Raw genomic sequence first — 22,138 nt, 5'->3', positions numbered from 1 at the left:
GTCCGCACCCGGCCCCATTTGGAGGACGGCCTTGCAAACGATCGAAGCCTTGAGTCACAGGCTTTCATCTTATCTCGAGTACAGCCAAATCAATTTGGTGAAGCGGGCCTACTTTTACGCGGAACAAGCCCATGACGGGCAAAACCGTCGCAGCGGCGAAGCCTACATTACCCACCCCCTCGCGGTCGCCGATATTCTCGCCAGCATGCATATGGACCATCAAAGCCTGATGGCGGCCATGCTGCACGATGTGATTGAAGACACCGCCATCAGCAAAAAAGCCATCTCCAAGCAGTTCGGCCCCACGGTCGCGGAGCTGGTGGATGGGGTGAGCAAGCTGACCCAGATCGAGTTCGAATCCCACGCCGAAAAGCAGGCGGAGAACTTCCAGAAAATGGCACTGGCCATGGCCAATGACCTGCGGGTTATTCTGGTGAAGCTCGCCGACCGGCTGCACAACATGCGTACTCTGGGAGCCATGCCGCCCCACAAGAAGCGACGCATCGCCAAGGAAACCCTGGAAATCTACGCCCCCATCGCCCACCGCCTGGGCATGAACGACATGCGCCTCGAATTCGAGGACCGGGGCTTCTACGCCATGCACCCGCTGCGGGCCAGCCGGCTGCACGCGGCCTTGAAAACGGCCCGGGGGAACCGCAAGGAGCTGGTGGAGCAAATCCAAACCGCCATCGAAAAGCGCCTGGACCGGGAAAACCTCACCGCCCTGGTCATCGGCCGGGAAAAGCACCTGTACAGCATCTACGAGAAGATGCGACAGAAGAAAAAGTACTTCAAGGAGATCATGGATGTTTACGCCTTCCGCATTATTGTGGACAGCGTGGACACCTGCTACCGCGTGCTGGGCGTGGTACACAACCAGTACAAACCGGTGGCGGGCGAATTCAAGGACTATATCGCCATCCCCAAAGCCAATGGCTACCAGTCTCTGCATACGGTGTTGCTGGGCATGCACGGGGTGCCTATCGAAGTCCAGATTCGCACCAAGGAAATGGACGAAATGGCCAACAACGGCATTGCCGCCCACTTTCTCTACAAGAACAGCGGGGCGGATGAAAGCATCAGCCACAACCGCGCGCGCCAGTGGGTGCAGGGCCTGCTGGAAATGCAGCGCCGGGCGGGCGACTCGCTGGAATTCATTGAAAACGTGAAAATCGACCTCTTCCCCGACGAGGTCTACGTTTTCACCCCCAAAGGCGAAATCGTGGAGCTGCCCCACGGCGCCACTCCCATCGATTTTGCCTACGCCGTCCATACCGACATTGGCCACAACTGTGTGGCCTGCCGGGTCAATGGTCGGCTCGCGCCGCTGTCCCAGCCGCTGCAAAGCGGGCAGAAGGTCAGCATCATTACCTCCCAGGGGGCCCAGCCCAACCCGAACTGGCTCAACTTCGCCATTTCGGGTAAAGCTCGTAGCGCCATCCGGCACTTCCTCAAACACCAGCGCCATCACCAGTCGGTGGCGTTGGGCAAGCGACTGCTCAGCCGTGCCCTGAGTGAGGTGGGCTTGCAACTGAGCAAGCTGACCGAAGAGCAGCAACGCCAGCTCCTGATCGCCACTCAGATGAACTCCATGGAAGAGCTGCTGGAAGATATCGGGCTCGGCAACCGCGTGGCCCAAGCGGTCGCCAAGCTGTTACAGCCCGACGCCGAGGTGAACCCGCCCAGCGGCAGCATCTACTCGCCCCTGACCATCGATTCATCCGAAGGTATGATGATCACCTTCGCTCGCTGCTGCCGCCCTATCCCCGGGGACCCGATCATCGGCCATATCAGCTCGGGCAAAGGCTTGGTCGTGCATCAAGACACCTGCCGCAACATTACCGAGCTGCGCCACAAGCCCGAGAAAATTAGCTACGTGAACTGGGCGCCGACCGTCTCGGGAGAGTTCCTGGTGGATGTGCGGGTGGAAGTGGAATCCGAGCGGGGCATCATCGCCACTCTTGCCACCCGGGTGACCGAACAGGGCGGAAGCATTGAGCACATCAAGGTCAACGAGCGCGATGCCCACAACAGCGTTATCAACCTGTGCATCGGGGTGCATAACCGCGTGCACCTGGCCAATATCATGCGCCGGGCCCGCAACCTGAGTTTTGTGCTGCGGATTAACCGCGCCAAGAACTAACCTCCTTTTGTTTACACCTTGCTCCCAGGCCCCGGGATCACGCTTTCATTTCACCAAACCCAGCGGCAACGAACTGGCGCGCAGCTCCGTCGCCGGCTGAGCACTACCCTTCGTTCGTTTTGTAGTGGTGTGGGGGAAGCGCCCGCAGGCGCTCCGCCGCCTGCTCGGGGGTCAGGTCGCGCTGGGCTTCGGCCAGCATTTCGTAGCCCACCATAAACTTGCGTACCGTGGCCGAGCGCAGCAGGGGCGGGAAAAACTGAGCGTGGAGGGTCCATTCAGGGTGGGCTTCACCATCAAAAGGCGCGCCGTGCCAACCCATGGAGTAGGGGAAAGAGACCTGAAACAGATTGTCGTAGCGCGCGGTGATCTGGCGCAAGATGTCGGCGAGGCTCGCGCTTTGGGCCTCGCTCAACGCCGGCAGGCGGGCCACGGTAAAGCGGGGTAGAAGCAGCGTTTCAAAGGGCCAGGCAGCCCAGTAGGGCACCACCACCAGCCAATCCTCGTTCTGGCAGACTACCCGCTCACCGGCCCTGAGCTCGCGGGCGACATAATCTTCCAGCAAGGCGCTGCCTTCGCGCTGGCGATACTCGGTAAGGTGTTCGGCTTTGCGTTGGGCCAGGGTCGGCAGTTGCGTCTGGGCCCAAATCTGACCGTGCGGGTGGGGGTTGGAGCAGCCCATCACGGCACCTTTGTTCTCAAAGACTTGAACCCATTGGTAAGTTTGCCCCAACTCCGCGCTCTGCTCCCGCCAACAGCGCACAACGGCTTCCACCTCTGACTGAGACAGTTCCGGCAACGTCTTGCTATGGTCCGGCGAGAAACAGATCACCCGGCTACAGCCTTGCTCGGCGGCCATGCGGAACAAAGGGTCGTTGTTCTCTGTGGTCGGCGTATCCGCCTGCAAGGCCGCGAAGTCATTACCAAACACGAAGGTGGACACGTAGCGGGGGTTTTTCTCCCCATTGACGCGGGTGTTGCCCGGGCACAGGTAACAGCCGGGGTCGTAGGGGGCCCGCGGTGCCTGATCCGGCGTTTCGGATTGCCCTTGCCAGGGGCGCTTGGCGCGGTGGGGCGAAACCAACACCCAGTCGCCGGTCAACGGATTGAAGCGGCGGTGCGGGTGCTCGGTTGGGTCAAACGGGGCGGTCATGGTCGGCGTTCCTCTGGCAATCCAACGTCAGCGTGATCGACAGACGCCAGCTTATCCAAGAGTGAGCACGGATTCCATAATAAATATGATTTATAGTTTATTGGGCGGTTGATCGCTCCAAGCGCCAGGCCAGCCCAAAGAAGACGAGCCCCGCAACGGCGGTAGCCGCTCCGACATAACCGGTGACGCTCCAGCCCAGCCCGGCGGAAATTGCCAAGCCACCCAGCATGGGTCCAATGGCGTTGGCGGTGTTGAACGCCGCATGGTGGGAGGCGGCGGCCAGAGTCTGTGCTCCCACGGCCACGTCCATCAGATGGGTCTGCAGTGGTGGGGACACCGCCGCCACCGTGCCCACCAGGAAGGTCATCAACAAGATGCTCCACAACTCCTGGGTCGCCGAGGGAAAAATCAAGTAGACCGCTAGGCTCCAGAGCAGGGCACCACCCACGGCCTTGAACCGGAACTTATCGAACAGCCAGCCGCCGACTATATTCCCCAGAAAACCCCCAGCCCCAAAGGTGGCCATGGCAATGGGGATCCAGCCTTTTTCCACCTCCGTGACATAGAGCAACGTAGGCGCCAGATAGCTGAACACACAGAAAACCCCGGCAAAACCCGTGGCACCAATCATCAGGGCCAGCCAGACCTGAGGCCGGCCAAAGGCCTTCAACTCCGCCATGGGCCTGTTGCGCGGCTGCTGGCGATCCAGCGGGAGGTAGATCACGATAAGCACGACGGTAAGCAGGGAAATGACCGACACCATCCCGAAGGCGTAGCGCCAGCTGATGGACTGCCCCAGCCAAGTCGCCAAGGGGTTGCCGATAAGCACGGCCAGGGTCAGGCCAATCATCACACGGCTGACCGCTTTGCCCCGGTCACTGGGCGGAGCCAGGCTCGCCACCACCAGGGCCGCCACCCCGAAATAGGTACCGTGAGGCAAGCCGGCAATAAAGCGGTAGGCCAGCAGGGATTCGTAACTGGGGGCCAGGGCACTGGCAATATTGGCCAGCGTATAGAAACCCATCAACCCAATCAGCAAATGCCGCCGGAACAGCCGGGCCCCAAAGACCGCCAGCAGGGGTGCACCCACCACGACTCCCAGCGCATAGGCACTGATGACGTGGCCCACCTGGGGCTCGCTGACGCCCAATCCCTCGGCGATACCCGGCATCAACCCCATGGTAGCGAACTCACCGGTGCCGATACCGAAGCCGCCCACCGCCAGGGCGATTTCAATAAGCCACATTTGGGCTTTGGTGAGTGTAGGGCTGGCGGCGGGGGTGGGGGCTGTCATTCACGGGTCCAAAGTTGGGCAAAAACCCGCCCGGGTCACGCTGAAGGGCCAGCGGACAAGGCGAGCTTTTGTTGTTAGGGAAAAGCGGTTTAGGGTGGTAGGTACCACAAAGGCGAGCATTGTACAGGATTCGTCTAAATACCGCTCCACGCTAGTAGCCCATGCGGCTGGCTCCGGGCGGGGTGGTTCCTCTATACTTAACGGTTTTCTCCTTAACCCAACGATGCAAGGACTCCCTTATGACCAATCGCGCCGTGATTCACAGCAAGCAGGCGCCGGACGCCATCGGCACCTATTCCCAGGCGGTCAAAGTGGACAACACCGTTTACCTGTCAGGTCAGATTCCCCTGAACCCAGAGACCATGACGCTGGTGGAGGGCGGCTTCGAAGCCCAGGCGGAACAGGTGTTTAAGAACCTCTCGGCGGTGTGTGAAGCCGCCAACGGCAGCCTGAACCATATCGTCAAGCTGAACCTTTACCTGACTGATTTGGATAATTTTGCGGTGGTGAATGAAGTCATGACCCGCTATTTCCGGGAGCCTTTCCCAGCGCGCGCGGCGGTAGGCATCAGCCAACTGCCCAAGGGCGCGTTGTTTGAGGCCGAAGGGGTAATGGTGCTCTAGCGGTCGCGGGCACTACTTCACCGAGAGCGTATCGAGCAACTGCAAGAGCGCGGCGCGCCTTTCGGGGCCCAATGTCGGCCACACCGCCCGCAGTATGGACAGCTCCTCCTCCAGAGCGGCCTCACCAGAGGCCGGCTCCACTCGGTACACACCTCGTCGGTCACGAATGGCCGGCGCCTCCTCAATTTGCTCCGCACCCTGAAAGAACCACGCCAATGGGGTGTTCAGGCAGCTGGCCATTCGGTAAAGCTGCACCGCCGCCAACTTATTCTCACCGTTTTCGTAGCGGGAAATCTGCTGCTGGGTGAGCCCCACCGCCTCGGCCAGCATGGCCGCACTAATGCCTTGTTGCTGTCGGAGCTTGCGCAGCCGGGCTCCCAAGTGGCGGTCGAGTTCGTGGACGAGCGGTTTCGGCATACCAATGGATTCTCTTTGGCGGGTTTATCATCATACTTTACACGCTTGACGGGTATGCTAGCGAACCGCTATGATTCTGGCATCAACACTAATAGTGTAATTTTCCATTTTGTACACGAATCATTGCGTTTCTTGCCAATTCTCGTCCACGGCTACGTTGTCGTTGCGCTCGAGGGTCGATAGCGGTAACCGCAATGATCGGGCTAACGGAGGAGTCGCCGTGTCGGACATCATTCAAAGCAATCGCCTGGCAGGAAATGGCAGCGTCGGACTGGAACTGCTGGATTTCGATGACGACCTGGCGGAACTCAGCGACCGCTGCGCCTTTTTGTGTGACGCGGTGGTCTCCATTCTTCAGCGCAGTGACTGCATCGACCCAGCCACTCTCGGCGGTATCCATTCCTATTCAGAATACCTCAAGCAGCATATTGGTCAGATGCGCAATCACCTGAGCAGCGTTCGCTCACGCGTGCCGATCGAGCGGCAGGAGCGGCACTAACCCTTCTAGGGCCCCCGCTTGTCCTGTAACGGACCTAGGCCCCGGCTTAGTGGGTCTTGATCCGAGGAGCGGGGCCGTATATTCAAAAAAAATCTGCCCCTTGGCATCCAAAAATCTACCCACCCCCCTGGGTGACTTTATATACTGCTACCGCGAACGGAGTCGACCAAGGAGAGGACTCCATTTGCACCCACTTTTACTCTCCACCAGCGGTATAAGGAGCGTCAATGCCCTTTCGGATTCTATCGTCGACAACACTTTTGACCGGTTTGTTGATCGCCTTTTGCGGTTCGGCCTCCAACGCGACCGCCACTTCCCTTATTGAACTTAGTGAACAGCCACAACCCGAACAAGACGCTCGCCCAGGCGCGGCTCGCCCTTTGTCGTTAACGCAGCTGGAGCGAACGCTGAAAGCCCGTGGCATCCACCTTGATAGCGAGAACAGTTCCTTCACCACTGCGGCCCCCACGCTCACCCCTCGAATTGTGGGCGGTGAACGCACGCCCGAGGGGGAGCGCACCTATCAGGTCTCCCTACAAGACGTGGAAGACGGGCACTTTTGCGGTGGCGCGGTAATCGATCCTGAATGGGTACTCACCGCAGCCCACTGCGTTCAAGGGTCATTCGATGTGTTTCTCAATAGCACCGAACTGTGGGGGGAGGGCGGTTTCTGGATTCCCGTGGAGCAGGTCATTGTCCACCCCGACTTTGACCCATCCACCCTCAACCACGACGTAGCCTTGGTGCGCCTCGCTGAACCCGCCCCCAAAACAATTGAGCCATTGGCGCTGGCCTCACCCGACATTTTGGCCGCTACTCGGCCCGGCGAACGGGCGCGTGTCTCGGGCTGGGGGGCGCTCAACAACCTGGGAGATTACCCCACCCACTTGCGACAAGTGGAGGTGCCCCTGGTCGATGACGCTGTGTGCCAGGAGGCCTACGAGGAGTTGTACGGACCGGAGGCGGTGACCGACAGCATGCTGTGTGCCGGCTTCAGAGAGGGCGGTAAGGACTCCTGTTTTGGCGATAGCGGCGGGCCCCTAACCCTGACCGTGGACGGACAGGACTACAGCATCGGCGTCGTCAGTTGGGGGCACGATCAGTGCGCTCTGCCAGGCTACTATGGCGTCTACGCCCGCACCGATGCCCACCGGGACTGGATTGAAGAGGCAATGGATTCACCGCGGCCCGAGGTCGCCGAACTGGAGAAGGACACCCCCATACGCGGGCTTTCCGGTGATATTACCGAACGCCTTCGGTTCCACTTCCACGTGCCCGAGACCGCCGCCTACATGCGGGTGGCCATCAATGGCGGCACGGGGGATGCGGACCTTCGAGTGCACTATGGCGAATACCCGAACAGCTTAAACGAGGCGTGTTACCCGGCGGTGGCCGACAACGATGAAGAGTGCACCTTCAACGATGCCATGGCCGGCACTTACACGGTGATTGTTGAGGGCTTTACCAGCTTCGACGACGTCACTTTGCGAGGCGACTACACCCTGGAAGCGCTGGAAAACCATCAGACGGTCAACGGCCTCTCCCTGGCTGAAAACACCGAATTGACCATGCACCTGGATGTAGAGGAGCGTGTTTCCAACCTGCAATTCCAGTTTTCCGCCGAATCCGGCGATCCGGACTTGTACGTTCGCCGGGCAGAGGTGCCCACCGAAGACGAGTACGACTGCCGCTCCCAAGGGGGAGAGGGTGAGGTGGAAACCTGCCTGTTTGAGGTGGCCGAACCCGGCCGCTACCACGTGCTGGTGCGCACCTATAGCGACATTTCGAACGGACAGCTGTCGGTCAGTTACGAGCCCTACCAGGTGGCACCGCCCCCGGCGTCGTGCGAACACAAGGTACTCATGCAGTTCGGGGAAATCTTCCTTGGCCAAGTAACGGTTCACAACCAAAGTGAAGAGCCGATGGAGGACTGGGCTGTCGGCTGGGAGTACCCCGAAGACACGGATATTTACGCCGCCGACGCGCTCATGGTGGGCCACAACCCCTACCGCTGGGCCGAGCGCTCCCTGGGCGCCGGCGAACGCGCCCGGGTTCGTTTTATGGGCCGCAGTGCCACGAAAAACTTAACAAACCCTTCGGTCACTGGTGAAATCTGCCAGTAGAGTGGCCGCGATGCCGGGGCTCAGTCCCCGGTAAGCGCGTTGGCCCCACGCAGCATGGCGTGGACCAGTTCCTCCGCGTCGAATTTGGTCAGGGCTTCGTTGGCCCCCACCTGATGGGCATAACTGACGCTCATTTCACTGTTCAGTGACGTGTGCAGAATAATGTAAGTGTGTTTGAGCGCTTTGTTGTCCCGCACGCTGAAGGCCAGTTCGTAGCCGTCGAGCCCCGGCATTTCAATGTCGCTTACCAGAATATCGATGGCATTGTGGTCCTTCGCCGCCTCGCGCATACGTTCCAGAGCCTTCCCCCCGTTCGTTAATACCTGGTAGGGGATGGCCACACTGTCGAGGGCGTCCTGTAACTGTTTGCGCGCGACGTGGGAGTCATCCACCAACAGGATATTCAGGTGCCTGAGCTGCTCCCGCTGCGGGTCGGTCAACACCGCCCGTCGTCGGTCCGGGGGGTCTGGATAGATTTGAGAGAACAGCAGTTCCAGGTCTATGAGCTGGATCGCTTGATCATCGACCATGCACAACCCGGTGACAAAGGCCCGTTTGCCCAACATCTCCGGCGGGGGTTTGACCGATTTCCAGTCGGCATCGACGATTCGATCGATACTCCGGACCAGGAAGCCAATATCCTTGCGCTGGCAGTCGGTAATGATAATTGACCCCCGCTGCATTTCCTCCTCGGTCAGCGGCTTGTAACCCACGGCCGCGGCCATATCGATGACCGGAATGGTGGTGCCACGCACCGTTGTCGCTCCGAGAACGGCGGGGTGGTCCTGCAGAAGCCGATTCAGCCGGGTATAGGGAATGATTTCACGCACCTTGAGCGTTCCCATGGCGAAGCTCTGGGTGGGCGTCAATTTAAACAGCAACAGCTTTTGGGTGTGCTGGGCCTTACCGTTCATGGGGTCTCTCACACATTGGGTTGCTTCTTTCACTTTGCACTAGGCTATATCGGCCAAAAGGGCAAAAACCCAAGGGGTTTCTAATCGGACTAGGCAGGTTTAGCGGGCAGCGGCTCGGCGAACGTTTCCATTACGTAGTCTACCCGAGACTCTGGGGTTTTGTGCTGGCGGAGTTTGAGCGTTTCAAGCTCGCGCAGCCGGGGCACCAGCCCCAGCCCATTGGCCACCTGAATGGCCAGCCCCGGGCGGGCGTTGAGCTCCAACAGCTGCGGCCCCCGGCTTTTGTCGAGCACGATATCCGTGCCGATGTAGCCCAGGCCTGTCATCTCGTAACAGCGAGAGGCGAGAACCAGCATATCCCGCCATCCCGGGACTTTAATTTCATTCAGGGGTTTCTTGGTATCCGGGTGCAAACTCACGCCCAAGCCAAACTGCACCGCTTTCAGGCAGCGGCCGGTGGCGATGTCCAAGCCGACGCCCACCGCCCCCTGGTGCAGGTTGGCTTTGCCGTCGGAGGCGTGGGTCGCCAAGCGCAACATGGCCATCACCGGGTAGCCCTTGAACACCACAATGCGTATGTCCGGCACGCCTTCGTGGGAATAACCATCAAAGATATCGTCGAACTCAATGAGATCTTCGACAATCACCACGTCCGGCTTGCCCCCCAGTGAATAAAGCCCCGCGAGGGTATTGGACATATGGCGCCGGATTTCCTCGATGCCGATCTCCGCGCCGGAAGCCTTTATGAAGTTCTCGCCGTGGCGACCGGTGATCACCAGGATGCCTTTGCCGCCAGAGCCCTTGGCCGGTTTGATGGCAAAGCCGTCCAGGTCATACAGCTGCTGTTCGATATGGCTGATGGCGTGTTGCTCAGAGACCACCAGCCGCAAGGCTGGCGTCGCCAAGCCATATTCTTCGGTTAGCAGCTTGGTTTTCAGCTTGTTATCCACCAGTGGATACATTTGCCGGGTATTGTAGCGGCCGATGAAATCCCGGTTGCGGGCATTCATCCCCAGAATGCCCAGTTTTTTGAGCCGCCAGGGGCTGATCCACTTCATGGTTTGCGCTCCTTCGAGGCGGCCTCCTGCTCAAGGGCCATGGCCCTAAACCGCCGCAGCTCGGACAGCTTGTAGCCGGTGTACTGCCCCATCACCATAATCAGGGCCAAAATCACCAGGTTGAGTTCGGGGAAATTGAAGCTCAGATGGTTGGCGATGGGCAGGCGCATCAACAAGTAAGCCATGACCGCCACCAGCAGGCTGCCGCCGCCCTGAATGACCACCTCTCTGGGCCCTTCTTCCTCCCAGAGAATGGACATACGCTCGATCGTCCAGGCGATGATAATCATGGGGAAGAAGGTGATGGTCATGCCGGCGCTGAACCCCAGCTGATAGCCCACCAGGCTCAACATGGATATCAGGAAAATCACGAGCACCACCAGCGTCGCGATGCGGGCCACCAGCAGCAGATTCAAGTGTGAGAGGTAGCTGCGCAGCATCAGGCCAAGGGAGACCACCACGATAAAACTGATCAGGCCCGGGAACAGTGAGGTCTGCAAAAACGCCAGGGAAATCAACACCGGCATAAAGGTACCGGAGGTTTTGAGGCCAACGATGATGCGCATAAACACCACCACCAACGCCCCCAAAGGCAGCAGGAAAAGCATCTTGAACATGCTTTGCTCTTCAATGGGGAGTTGTTGAACGCCGAGCAACGCAAAGGCACTGTTGCTGAATTGGGCCACCGCCAGCTCCTCGGCCGGGACGGTCTGTCGAATCATCGAGAAGCTGACACCGGAATTGCTTCCCCCCACCACATCAATCAGCGATTCCCCGCCCCGATGCCAGAGCAGCAAATGATCGGGGACGCCCTGCTCGCCGGTCTCCGGGTTAAACAGCACCCATTCTTCGCCGTTATAGGCCTCCACCATGGGTGTGAGGGTCTGGCGCCGTCGGGCATCTTCCAGGAACAGGCCCATAACCTGCCGCGCGGGAATCGTAGCCTGATTCAGTAGCCGCTCCAGTAACTGCGAGCGGCTGCCCACCGCCTCCAATAACATGGAAGCGTTTTGATCCGCCGAGGGCCTATTCAGGCGTTTGATCAGCTCACGGGTGAGGCTTTCCGGCGTACTGGAGGTGGACAGGGCTTGAGCCAGCATCTGACTGGCCGCCGTCTCCTGGGGCTCTTCCCAGTACACCGAGCGCGCGGAAGGGGAGGACGCACCGGAATCGGCAGGCGCCTCCTTGGATTCGGGCACGCCTCCAATCAACTGCACCTTGTAGTACAGCGTTTGAGCGCCGACGGCCTGTCGTTTGGACCACTCTCCCCGACGGTCGCCATCCTGTTCAATGATGGAAAAGCCGTAGCCGGGGGAGGTGGCATGTTCGGTGTGAATCCGAAAACCGGGGGGGTTATCGGGTAAATCAAGGCTGACCAACACCTCATCGCCCATCGCCCGAAAGTCCACCCGCGCCTCAACCAACCAGACCGGACGCCGCTCGCCCGGGAAGAAGGGCAGCTCCATTTCCACATGCCGGGCCCAGGCGGTCGCCAAGCCCGTGATTACCAGGCCGGCCACAATCAGGTAAAAGGGAACACGGGACTGGGTCATTCCTCAGTGTCCACCCGTTTGCCGTTCTGGCTCGGTAATGTTTTTGCGGGCCACATCCACCAGCATTAAGTCGCGCAGTACGTTGCGTCCAACCACGAGCGGAAAGTCCTGCTTTTTGCGATCGATAAGCACTAGTTCCGCCATTTGCGTGAGAGACCCGATGGTAATGCGCATTTCCACCACCGGGCGGCGCGTCCCTTCTTCTGAAGAAGCCCGGGAGGTGCGCAAACGCGGGCGCTCCACCTCGATCGTCTCCTCGGAGTCGGGGTCAGCAATATAGAAGCGGACCCACTCTTCACCGTTGCGCTCAAAAAACGCAATGTCCCGAGCGTCTAACTGAGACAAAGCGGCGCCGGTATCCACGCGTGCCGGCACAATGATGTCCAGGTCCGTGATCAGTACGGGTTCGGCCGCGCCCACCACTGTTTTGTCCAGCGCGATATTGGCCGTTGCCCCCCGGGCGACGGACGCCGGACGACACTCCGGAGCGGCCCCCTCATTCAGCCCCCGGCGCGCCTCTTCCATAAAGCCACGCAAGGCGGTATCGCCCTGTTGCTGCAACTCCACGGCCTGCTGCAGCAAGCTCAGGGCCTCGGAGAGCTGCTCCTGTTGCCGGGCAATGGTTTCCTTTTGCGTTTGCTGCGCCAACAGACATTGTTCTGCCGTGCTGACATCCGACTTTTTCACCAGCGCGTAGTTGGAACTGCAGGCGCTCAAAAACGACACCACAGCAATCGGCAGCAGAGATTTCCACAAGCAGTGATTCATGGTTCTCTTCCTAGATTTGACAGAATCCGCCTAGTGTAACGTAGCGCGCCAGGACAGCGGTGGATACTCATAAATTTCATGGTTTAAATGTGCCAAATTCGAAGGCCAGAGCGCGCGGAGGTTATGATTTAACGTCCGCGCGGCGAAAGCGCCGGTACTCCCACTGATACTGCGTGGGCGCTCGCAAGACACAGCTTTCCACGCTGGCGTTGAGCCCAGTCACCGATTCGGTTACCGCTTCGGAATAAATACGCTCATCCGCCGGCAGCACGACCATTTTGAACCCCCCGGGGACTCGCTGGGCAAACACACTGACCACACGACAGCCCGTGCGCTGAATCAAACTGTGGACCAGCGTCATGGTGAGCGCGGGCCGACCAAAAAAGGGCGCCACTTCACCGCCGTTGCCCGGCTCTGGGACCTGATCGGGGAGGATGCCCACAATTTCGCCGCGTTTGAGAGCCCTGAGCAGTTGACTGACACCACGCCGGTTAGTGGGTGCCATATCGATATTATCTTTACTGCGCCCGGCCAGAATCAACTGGTCCAACGCGGCCTGGCGGGGCGGCTGATAAAGCGCCGTCAACCGGGCGTAACTGGCCAAAAAGGGGGCCACCACTTCCCAGTTGCCAAGGTGTGGCGCCAGTACCAACACGCCGGTCCCCGACGCGAGCGCCTCTTTAATGGCCTCGTCACCTTCAACGGCCACAATATGCCGCTGCAGCCACTCCCAGGAGCGAGCCCACACCGCCGCCGCTTCGGCCACGGTTTTTCCGGTCTCGGTAAGGCTCTGGCGAACCAGGCGCTCGCGCGCCCGAGCCGTCAAGTCGGGGCGGAAGGTCTCCAGGTTCTCTCGGGTGATCCGGGCCGAGCGGCCACTACTTAACCACATCAGCCAACCGGTAAAGCCGCCAATGCCCCGACCCACCGATAACGGCAGCCGGCCGAGCCCTTTTAACAACCACAGCGCTAGCCTTTCTTTCATGAACCATTCAACGTTTTATAAAAAGGGGAAACTGCGCGCAGTTTACGGGAAAAAACGGCCCAACTGAACGAAAAGACCGGATATCACCCCCTCGGCCGTACCAATCACCCCCCAACTACCGCTATAATCGCCGGTTTTATGCACTTCCGGGTGCAGCCAATTTCTCGACCTCATGCTCGGAGGCAGCTTACCCGTGACCGACAGTCAGAACGCCGATAAACCCGATATCGGGACCTTTCAGGGCCTGATCCTGGCCCTGCAGTCCTACTGGGCCCGCCAGGGCTGTGTGATCCTACAACCGCTGGATATGGAAGTGGGCGCCGGCACCTTTCACCCGGCCACCTTCCTGCGCGCCATTGGCCCGGAAACTTGGAACGCCGCCTACGTTCAGCCCTGCCGCCGGCCCACCGACGGCCGCTACGGGGAGAACCCCAACCGGCTGCAGCACTACTATCAGTTCCAGGTCGCCCTGAAGCCCAACCCGAGCGACATTCAGGAGCTCTACCTGGGCTCGCTGCGCGAGCTGGGGATTGACCCGGCGGTCCACGACATCCGCTTTGTGGAAGACAACTGGGAATCGCCCACGCTCGGCGCCTGGGGGCTGGGCTGGGAGGTCTGGCTCAACGGCATGGAAGTCACTCAGTTCACCTATTTCCAGCAAGTGGGCGGCCTGGAGTGCTACCCGGTCACCGGAGAAATCACCTACGGCCTGGAGCGGATTGCCATGTACCTCCAAGGGGTCGATTCCATTTTCGACCTGGTATGGACGGTGAACCCGAGCGGGGACAAAGTCACTTACGGCGATGTGTTCCATCAGAACGAAGTGGAAATGTCCCACTACAACTTTGAGCAAGCCGACACCGAGTTTCTGTTTCACAGTTTCGATGTGTGCGAGCGCGAGAGCGAACGGTTGATCGAACAGAACCTGCCGCTGCCCGCCTACGAAATGGTGATGAAAGCCTCCCACGCGTTTAACCTGTTGGATGCCCGCCACGCCATTTCCGTCACCGAGCGCCAGCGTTTTATTCTGCGCGTGCGCAGCCTGGCCCGCGCGGTGGCGAAAGCCTACTTTGAGGCGCGCAAGTCGCTCGGCTTTCCGCTGGCCCCCGAAGCCTTGCGCAACGAACTGCTGGCCGCGGAGGGAGAGGAATCATGAGTGCCGATTTTCTATTTGAGCTGGGCACCGAAGAGCTGCCCCCGAAAGCCCTGAAAACCCTAATGAACGCCCTGCGCGACGGCATCCAGCAGGGGCTAAAAACCCAGGACCTGGAGCACACCAGCTTGGACGCCTACGCCAGCCCCCGCCGCCTGGCGGTACTGGTGAAAGACCTGGCCGAACAGACGCCGGTAAAGGAGGTGGTCACTTGGGGGCCGCCCACCAAAATCGCCTTTGACGGGGACGGCAACCCCACCAAGGCCGCCGAAGCCTTCGCCCGAAAGAACAACCTCAACGTGGCCGAGCTGACCACGGAGAACGACGGCAAGGCCGACAAACTGGTCGCCCGAGCCAGCGCCGGCGGCCAGCCCGTGATGGAGCTGCTCGGTGACATCGTCAACGACGCGCTGGCCAAGTTGCCCATTGCCAAGCGGATGCGCTGGGGCGCCAGCCGTACTGAATTTGTCCGGCCCGCCCACTGGCTGGTCATGCTCTACGGCGACGAAATTGTGGACGCCGAAGTGCTGGGCCTGCGCGCCAACCGGTGCACCTACGGGCACCGCTTTCACTACAACCACGAGCTGGACCTGTTCAGCGCCAGCGAGTATCTGGAGAAGCTCGCCACCACCGGTTACGTCATGGCCGACATGGCCGCCCGGCGCGAGCTGATTCGCGAACAAGTGGAAGCCGAAGCGAAGAAGGTGGCCGGGCTGGCGGTGATCGACGAGGACCTGCTAGATGAAGTCACCGCCTTGGTGGAGTGGCCGGTAGCGCTGCTGGGTAACTTTGAAAAGCGGTTTCTCAATGTGCCCGCCGAGGCGTTGATCGCCTCCATGAAAGAGCACCAGAAATATTTTCACTTGGTTGATGGCAGCGGTAAGCTTCTGCCCCATTTCATCACCGTGGCCAATATCGAAAGTAAAGACCCGGCCCAGGTCATTGACGGCAACGAGCGGGTGATTCGCCCGCGGCTGGCCGATGCGGCCTTCTTTTTCGATACCGACCTCAAGCACACCCTGGAAAGCCGCCGCGAGGCACTCAAGCCCATTGTCTTCCAGAAGCAATTGGGCAGTGTGTTTGAAAAAACCGAGCGCATTGCCGCCCTGGCCAAAACCATTGCCGGCGATCTCAACGCCGACCAGGCCCTGGCCGAGCGCGCCGGACAGTTATGTAAGTCCGACCTGGTCACCGAAATGGTGCTGGAGTTCGACAATATGCAGGGCATTGCGGGCTACTACTACGCGCGCAATGACGGCGAAAAAACGGACGTGGCCCGGGCGATGATGGAGCAATACCTGCCCAAGTTCGCCGGCGACGCCCTGCCCGAGACCACCACCGGGGCCATTATCGCCCTGGCGGACCGGCTGGATACCATCAGCGGTATTTTCGGCATCGGCCAGCAACCCACCGGTTCGAAAGACCCCTTCGCCCTTCGCCGCGCCAGCCTCGGTGTGCTGCGCCTTTTAGTGGAAAAAGAGCTGGATCTGGACCTGCGCCAACTGCTGGAACAAGCCGTGGCGCAACACACCGGCCTGACCGATACCGACGGGCTGGTGGATCGCATTTTGAATTATATGCTGGAGCGTTTCCGTGCCTGGTATGAGGACGCCGATATTCCCGTGGAAGTGTTCCAGGCGGTTAACGCCCGAGGCGTAACCTGCCCGCTGGATATCGACCTGCGGGTGAAAGCGGTCTACGAGTTCTACCAGTTGCCTCAGGCCCAGGCCCTGGCCGCCGCCAACAAGCGGGTGGCCAATATCCTGAGCAAGTCCGGCGCTCCGGAGGCGTCACTGGATGAAACCTTGCTGCAGGAAGAAGCCGAGCTGGCCCTGGCCAACGCCGTCTCGACCAAAGCCCAAGAGGTGGCACCGCTGTTCAAGGAGCGCCAATACACCCGCGCTCTGACCACTTTGGCGGACCTACAGGAACCGGTGGACCGCTTTTTCGACCAGGTCATGGTCATGACCGACGATGAAAAGCTGCGCACCAACCGGCTCGCACTCCTGCAACAGTTGGGCGATCTGTTTTTGGCCGTGGCCGACATTTCCCTGCTGGCTCCGACCAAATCATGAAGCTGATCATTCTCGACCGGGACGGCGTCATCAATGAAGACGCCGGTGACTACATCAAATCCGCCGATGAATGCGAGCCCATTCCCGGCAGCATCGAAGCCATTGCCCGACTGAGTCGGGCCGGCTTTACGCTGGTGGTGGCCACCAATCAATCCGGCCTGGCCCGGGGTCTGTTTGACCTGGAAGACCTGGAAGCCATGCACGCCAAGCTTACCGGCCTGGTAGAGCAGCACGGCGGCAAGCTGGAGGCGATTTTTTATTGCCCGCACCACCCGGACGAAGGCTGCAAATGCCGCAAGCCGAATACCGGAATGCTGGATGCCATCGAGGCGGAGTTCAACACCTCTGTTCAGGACGCCTGTTTCGTAGGCGATCGCCTAAAGGACTTGCAGGCCGGTTTAACCAAAGGCTGCCGGCTGGTTCTGGTGCGCTCCGGTCGTGGGCGCATTACCGAGGCGGCACTTGAGTCCGAACTCAGCCCTGAGGAGTGCGCCCGCATTACTGTATTCGATGATCTGCAGGCAGTGGCGGACCATGAGCTGGCCGCCGATGCCGAAACTCACCGCGAGGAATAGTCTTCACCGTGTTGTATAAAGCCTTTCTCTATGTCCGCACGACGATTTTTGATATCGGCTACTACGGATCGGGCGTCATCTTCGGAGCCTTCAGCACACTGATTTGGCCCTTTCTTCCCTACCACTGGCGTTACCGGTTGATCAATCAGTGGAACCGCTTTGTGATGTTCTGGTTGTGGCTGTGCTGCAATATACGCATTGACGTCCAGGGGGAGGTCCGCAAGGATTTACAGCCTTACGTGGTGATGTCAAAACACCAGGGCGTGTGGGAAACGCTGTTTTTACAGCTGTTTTTTCAGCCCATTTCCACCATTCTCAAGAAGGAGCTATTGCGTATTCCGTTTTTCGGTTGGGGCTTGGCGGCCATGAAACCCATTGCCATTGACCGGCGCAATAAAACCCAGGCTTTGCGGGATGTCAAAACCAAGAGCATCGCAGCGCTTGAGGAGGGCAACAATGTGTTGATCTTCCCCGAGGGCACCCGCACGGCGCCGGGCACGTCCGGCACCTATGCTCGCAGCGGGGCGGACATCGCCTGCGCCACTGGCCGCCCGATCATTCCGATCGCGCACAACGGGGCGGAATGCTGGCCGCACAAGGATTATCTCAAGCACCCGGGGACGATCACGATGGTTATTGGGGCGCCGATTTACAGTGAGGGCAAGGATCGCAAGCAGCTGACGGAGGAGGTAAGGGAGTGGATCGAGTCGACGGTGAAGACGCTTCCGGTCGGCCGCAAAGATGGTAAACGTCCTTGGCTTGAAGAAACCCCCGAATAAACATTCTGCACGAACAAAACGTGCTGTGGAAAGCATGTATAAAAAAAGGCCGGCATAGTGCCGGCCCAAAACGCGAGGGGACTCGCTAACTGGTTATGTTACTGGCAGGGCACCTTGCCCAGGCTCAGTACATAATAAATATCACCGGCCAGCGGCGAAGTGAACGGCAGCTCACCGTGCTTACCCGCCGTGGCACTGACATAATCCACCAGATCCTGACCGGCATCCAGGCGGAAGTCACTAATGGTCGACTGCGACGCGCCGGAATAATCCTGAGCCAGATTGCCCACACTGCCCGAGGCATCGGTCAGCGGCGTTTGCGTGCTGGCGTTCAGTTCACAGGCGCCATCGGCAAACCATAGGTAAACGCCCTCGGCGCGGTAATTACCGCCGTCCACATCCCGGGTCAGATTTTCAGACAACTCGCCCAGCGCATCGTTGACATCGTCCTTTTCCTGGTGAATCTGATTGACTACCACCATATTGTCTTCCCACAACAGGTCCGCACCGACGCGCACGCTCAGAATGTCTTTGCGATAGTTCACGAAGACGTTGTTGAACATGTGCGAGGTGCCGCGACGGATCAAGGGTACGCGGCGGCCGGTGTTGCCCAGGCTGTCGTAGTGGTTATCGTCGGTCACAAACGCGTTGTTGTGCATGGTGGTGCGAATCTGCGCGTTGATTTCGCGGCTGTCGCTGGAGCCGTGCAGAGAGGCGCGTTTCACATTGCGCACTTCGTTGAATGACATGGTGATGTCGTAGGCACCGACCTTCACATCAAAGGCGGAGTCGCCGGTGGTGTCGAAGGTGTTTTTGTGAATCCAGATATCGCTGGAGGCACCGGTGGCTCGAATCATGTCCGGGTCCAGACCGTGGTCTTCGGTGTGGCCCGCGCCCAGGAAGCTCAGGTGGGTCAGAATCACGTTATCGGAGGTTTTCACCGGTTGACCGGAACTGTCGCTGCCAATGGCAAAACCGTTGAAGCGGAAGTAGGCATCGCTCATGCGGCCATCGATAGTGGTGTTCGCACCCAAGACGATGTTCCTGATGGGTAGATCGTTATCGTTCAGCCGGTTGTTGAAGAACTCGTCCATACAGGCGTCGTGACTACCATAACCATTGTTGTCACACCATTGGTGATAGTCCACGCACTCGGCTTCGCTGCCACCGATGGCGCTCTGCACATCAGCATCGTCGCACTGCAGACGGTACATGGCCACTTCGGACTCGCCGGCAAAGTCGGACTTGTCGAAAACCACCCAGTGGTGCTCGTCACTGGTAACCGCATCAAACAACTGCTGCTCCACGGAGGTCCCGCCATTTTTGGTGATCACGGTCAGGGTGCTGTTGCCGTTGGGATCGTAGCCACCCAGGGCGTTTTCACCGTAGCCCACCGGCCGACCCAGGGTCTGGGACAGGCATTCGACAATTTCCTGGTCGCTCTGCAGCGCGCCATCGCGCCAGTTGACGCTCGGGTCGGTCACCAACTCAATACAACCGTTGCTGATCGGGCCGGCGTAGTTCGGCGGCGTGCCACCATTGCTGCTGGAGTGGCTGCTGTCGCTGGAGGAAGACGACTCACTGGAGCCGTTACCGTTGTGACCGCCCTCGCTGGAGGAGCTGCTCTCAGAGCTACTGGTACTGGAAGAAGTCCCACCGGACACATCACCGCTGGCATTGTAGACTTCGAACTCGGCAATGCGCGGCGCGCGGGTGGCGCTTTCGATAATCAGGTTAACCTTGTACAGGTTCCTGTCGCCAAAGCCGGTAATCACCCGCTCGCTTCCCAGGCTGGAGCCACTGGCCAGCACTTCGTTGGTGTCGTGATCTTCCAAGCGCCAGCTGTTGGTGGCCCCGTTCAACTCGCGAATGATCACGGTGTTGAAAGTGCCGCTGAAGTTTTTCACACCCACGCGCTCGCCGCTGGTGCCCGCCGGCTCCCAGTAGCTGGCCCGGCTGCCATCGTTGACGTTGCCGAAGCTGCTACCGTCGCCTTTGCTGCTGCCGTCGGCACCGCCGCCCAGGGCCAGGTTAGTGCCCAGTTCGCCAGGCTCCTGACTGCCGTTATCGGGAGAAGAGGAAGCCTCACTGCTTGAAGCGCTGGACGGTGCACTGCTCTCGCTGCTGCTAGAGCTGGAGGAATTTTCACCGCCACCACCGGAGACCGGTGCATCGAGACAGTCGCTAACGATATTGGCACCGGCATTGGCCAGCACGTGGGCTTTCGTATCCGCGGCAAACAGCCGGCTGTAGCCGTAGGGCGGCACGTAGCTGGTAGTGGACTGCACGTCCGGCCCGGCAATAACGTCACCGCCGGAGCCTTCTTCCCAGGTGATGTTGGTGAAGAGGTTGTCTTCCACATCCCAGTAACCGATGTCGTCGCTGTAGAAGGAAACAATCGGGTTTTGAGCGTTTTCGAAGACGTTACCTTCCACACGCAGGGTCGCGCCCATGCGGGAATTAATGCCGGTGCTGTGGATGCCGTCGTAGTAGTTGTTGACCACGTGCCCTTCGCCGAAGCGGAACAGCGGCAGGCGGGAGTTGGCGTTCTCCCAGTGGTTGCCCCAGAAGGTTACCCGGCGGTGGAAGTCGTCGCCGTCGCTGCTGCCCCACAGGGAGGTCTTCCAGCTGTCACGCAGCACGTTGTAGCTGACGGTGATGTTGTCGATCTCGCCCTTACCGCTGACCAGCTCGTCGTAGTAGTCCTTGTCCACATCCAGGGAATTGTAGAAGGTGTTGTGGTCGATCCAGATATTGCTGGAGGGGCCGTCGAGGGTGATGTGGTCCTTATCGCCGATGCGGACATAGCGCATGGTGACATTGCGCACAATCACATTGTTCGCCCGCCAAATCTTGATGCCGATGCCGTCGAACAGGGCCTTGTCTCCCACCCCGATAATGGACACATCGTTCATGTCCTTGATATCAAACTTGCTCACACCGGAGTTCTCTGGCGTGATGGTGCCGTTCACATAAATGGTGAGCGGTTCACTGCCTTTGTTATCCAGGGCCGCGGCGAGATCGGCGCCGGTGCTGACGGTGACTTCAGTACCGCCCTGGCCGCCGGTAGTGCCGTTGCCCATGGCCGCAAAACCTTGCACGGTATTGGCTTGTTCGCAGGAGAGCGGCTGACCGGGGCTCCCGTTACCTTCACTCGAACTATGGGCACTCGAACTATCGTCACTCGAGCTGTCGGCGCTGGAACTGCTGGACGAACTGACCGAGGAGGACTCGGAGGAGCTGGCGGAACTGGTTACCTGGGAGCTTTCACTCGAGCTCTCACTGGAGCTTTCGCTAGAACTCTCGCTACTGGATTCCCCGACGATGCCGTAAGGGTCCGGCTGTGACTGACAGGTGCTAGCGGAAATGCAGCTCTCGCTGTTCTCCCAGCCCCAGCCACTTTGAGTCTCTTCGCACAGGGGGTAGGTCGTGCCCCACCAGTTGCATTGCTGGCCCGCCGCCGGTTCACTGGCCGCCTCGGAAGACTCACTGTTTTGCGAGCTCGAAGCGGTTTCAGAGGCGCTGCTGGAGCTCACCGATCCGGAAGCGCTGTACACTTCGAACTCGGCAATTTGGGGGGCCTGGGTGGCGGTTTCAATCACCAAGTTAACCTTGTAAAGGTTTTGATCGCCGAAACCGGTAATAACGCGCTCTGCCCCCAAGGTGGTGCCGCTGGCCAACACCTCGCCGGTTTCATGGTTTTCAAGGCGCCAGCTCGTAGTGGCATCGTTTAATTCACGAATCACTACGGTATTGAAGCTGGCGTCCATATTTTTTACACCAATGCGCTCGTCATTGGAGGAGGCCGGCTGCCAATAGCTGCCCAGGTTGCCGTCAATGACGTTGCCGTAGGAGCCACTGCCTTTACTGGACCCGTCGGCTCCGGCACCGAGTGCCAGGTTGGTGCCCGTTTGGGCGGAGGCGATGGCTGAGGATAGCGCGGTCGCACAGAAAAGCGCCGAGGCGTATCGCCCGATGCGCCCGGGGTGGTTGATTTTCTTCATGATGCTAAACCTTATGTAACGTTAT

Annotated in this window: 17 protein-coding genes; 8 read left to right on the top strand and 9 right to left on the bottom strand. The window is 59.6% G+C overall.

Annotation, left to right across the window (positions count from 1 at the left end):
• The first annotated feature begins 31 nt into the window (after window positions 1-31).
• Window positions 32-2,143: a RelA/SpoT family protein gene (locus AAE514_RS02815; RefSeq protein ID WP_347329988.1), complete on the top strand. Its 2,112-nt coding sequence runs from the start codon at window positions 32-34 to the stop codon at window positions 2,141-2,143.
• Between the two features lie 103 nt (window positions 2,144-2,246).
• Here AAE514_RS02815 and AAE514_RS02810 read toward each other — a convergent pair whose 3' ends face one another.
• Both AAE514_RS02810 and AAE514_RS02805 read right to left on the bottom strand, forming a co-directional pair.
• Entirely contained in the window at window positions 2,247-3,293 is a 1,047-nt protein-coding gene (locus tag AAE514_RS02810; protein WP_347329987.1) for a UDP-glucose--hexose-1-phosphate uridylyltransferase, read from the bottom strand.
• Window positions 3,294-3,390: 97 nt separating this feature from the next.
• The gene (locus AAE514_RS02805; protein ID WP_347329986.1) at window positions 3,391-4,587 is read right to left on the bottom strand and encodes an MFS transporter; all 1,197 of its coding nucleotides are present in this window, start codon (window positions 4,585-4,587) and stop codon (window positions 3,391-3,393) included.
• A 239-nt stretch (window positions 4,588-4,826) separates the two neighbouring features.
• Between AAE514_RS02805 and AAE514_RS02800 the strand changes: the two genes are divergently transcribed.
• Window positions 4,827-5,210, top strand: coding sequence for a RidA family protein (locus tag AAE514_RS02800; protein WP_347329985.1), 384 nt, complete (start codon window positions 4,827-4,829; stop codon window positions 5,208-5,210).
• A gap of 12 nt (window positions 5,211-5,222) precedes the next feature.
• Here AAE514_RS02800 and AAE514_RS02795 read toward each other — a convergent pair whose 3' ends face one another.
• A complete protein-coding gene (locus AAE514_RS02795; RefSeq protein WP_347329984.1) occupies window positions 5,223-5,627 on the bottom strand; it encodes a helix-turn-helix domain-containing protein in 405 nt (134 codons plus the stop codon).
• 220 nt (window positions 5,628-5,847) lie between these two features.
• On the opposite strand from AAE514_RS02795, the gene AAE514_RS02790 reads away from it, so the two are divergent.
• Both AAE514_RS02790 and AAE514_RS02785 read left to right on the top strand, forming a co-directional pair.
• Window positions 5,848-6,126 (top strand): hypothetical protein, encoded by a 279-nt coding sequence (locus AAE514_RS02790; protein WP_347329983.1) that lies wholly within the window; start codon window positions 5,848-5,850, stop codon window positions 6,124-6,126.
• Window positions 6,127-6,353: 227 nt separating this feature from the next.
• Window positions 6,354-8,249 (top strand): trypsin-like serine protease, encoded by a 1,896-nt coding sequence (locus AAE514_RS02785; protein ID WP_347329982.1) that lies wholly within the window; start codon window positions 6,354-6,356, stop codon window positions 8,247-8,249.
• A 20-nt stretch (window positions 8,250-8,269) separates the two neighbouring features.
• On the opposite strand, the gene AAE514_RS02780 is transcribed toward AAE514_RS02785, so the two are convergent.
• The 5 genes from AAE514_RS02780 to AAE514_RS02760 form a co-directional block, all read right to left on the bottom strand.
• Window positions 8,270-9,163 (bottom strand): chemotaxis protein, encoded by an 894-nt coding sequence (locus AAE514_RS02780; protein WP_347329981.1) that lies wholly within the window; start codon window positions 9,161-9,163, stop codon window positions 8,270-8,272.
• Between the two features lie 89 nt (window positions 9,164-9,252).
• On the bottom strand, window positions 9,253-10,221 hold the full coding sequence (locus tag AAE514_RS02775) for an alpha-L-glutamate ligase-like protein (protein ID WP_347329980.1): 969 nt from the start codon (window positions 10,219-10,221) through the stop codon (window positions 9,253-9,255).
• Window positions 10,218-11,774, bottom strand: a complete 1,557-nt coding sequence (locus AAE514_RS02770; RefSeq protein ID WP_347329979.1) for an inactive transglutaminase family protein — start codon at window positions 11,772-11,774, stop codon at window positions 10,218-10,220. Before AAE514_RS02770 ends, AAE514_RS02775 begins: the two co-directional genes overlap by 4 nt.
• A gap of 3 nt (window positions 11,775-11,777) precedes the next feature.
• Complete coding sequence (locus AAE514_RS02765; RefSeq protein ID WP_347329978.1) at window positions 11,778-12,542, bottom strand: ATP-dependent zinc protease family protein; 765 nt, start codon at window positions 12,540-12,542, stop codon at window positions 11,778-11,780.
• 121 nt (window positions 12,543-12,663) lie between these two features.
• The gene (locus tag AAE514_RS02760; RefSeq protein WP_347329977.1) at window positions 12,664-13,527 is read right to left on the bottom strand and encodes a lysophospholipid acyltransferase family protein; all 864 of its coding nucleotides are present in this window, start codon (window positions 13,525-13,527) and stop codon (window positions 12,664-12,666) included.
• 193 nt (window positions 13,528-13,720) lie between these two features.
• Between AAE514_RS02760 and glyQ the strand changes: the two genes are divergently transcribed.
• The 4 genes from glyQ to AAE514_RS02740 are packed head-to-tail and all read left to right on the top strand — an operon-like array spanning window position 13,721 to window position 18,109.
• Complete coding sequence (gene glyQ, locus AAE514_RS02755; RefSeq protein ID WP_347329976.1) at window positions 13,721-14,683, top strand: glycine--tRNA ligase subunit alpha; 963 nt, start codon at window positions 13,721-13,723, stop codon at window positions 14,681-14,683.
• A complete protein-coding gene (glyS, locus tag AAE514_RS02750; RefSeq protein ID WP_347329975.1) occupies window positions 14,680-16,755 on the top strand; it encodes a glycine--tRNA ligase subunit beta in 2,076 nt (691 codons plus the stop codon). Before glyQ ends, glyS begins: the two co-directional genes overlap by 4 nt.
• Window positions 16,752-17,330 (top strand): D-glycero-beta-D-manno-heptose 1,7-bisphosphate 7-phosphatase, encoded by a 579-nt coding sequence (gene gmhB, locus AAE514_RS02745; protein ID WP_347329974.1) that lies wholly within the window; start codon window positions 16,752-16,754, stop codon window positions 17,328-17,330. The genes glyS and gmhB overlap by 4 nt, the downstream gene beginning before the upstream one ends.
• 8 nt (window positions 17,331-17,338) lie before the next feature.
• The gene (locus AAE514_RS02740) at window positions 17,339-18,109 is read left to right on the top strand and encodes a lysophospholipid acyltransferase family protein (RefSeq protein ID WP_347329973.1); all 771 of its coding nucleotides are present in this window, start codon (window positions 17,339-17,341) and stop codon (window positions 18,107-18,109) included.
• A 98-nt stretch (window positions 18,110-18,207) separates the two neighbouring features.
• Here the strand turns inward: AAE514_RS02740 and AAE514_RS02735 are convergent, their stop codons facing one another.
• Window positions 18,208-22,113 carry a pectate lyase family protein gene (locus AAE514_RS02735; protein ID WP_347329972.1) on the bottom strand — a complete coding sequence of 1,302 codons (3,906 nt, stop codon included), beginning with the start codon at window positions 22,111-22,113 and terminating at the stop codon, window positions 18,208-18,210.
• Between the last annotated feature and the right edge of the window lie 25 nt (window positions 22,114-22,138).

The organism is Marinimicrobium locisalis (genome assembly GCF_039822625.1).
Lineage (GTDB): Bacteria > Pseudomonadota > Gammaproteobacteria > Pseudomonadales > Cellvibrionaceae > Marinimicrobium > Marinimicrobium locisalis.
Note: the sequence above shows the minus strand (reverse complement) of the source record. Positions and strands in the feature narration are given on the sequence as shown.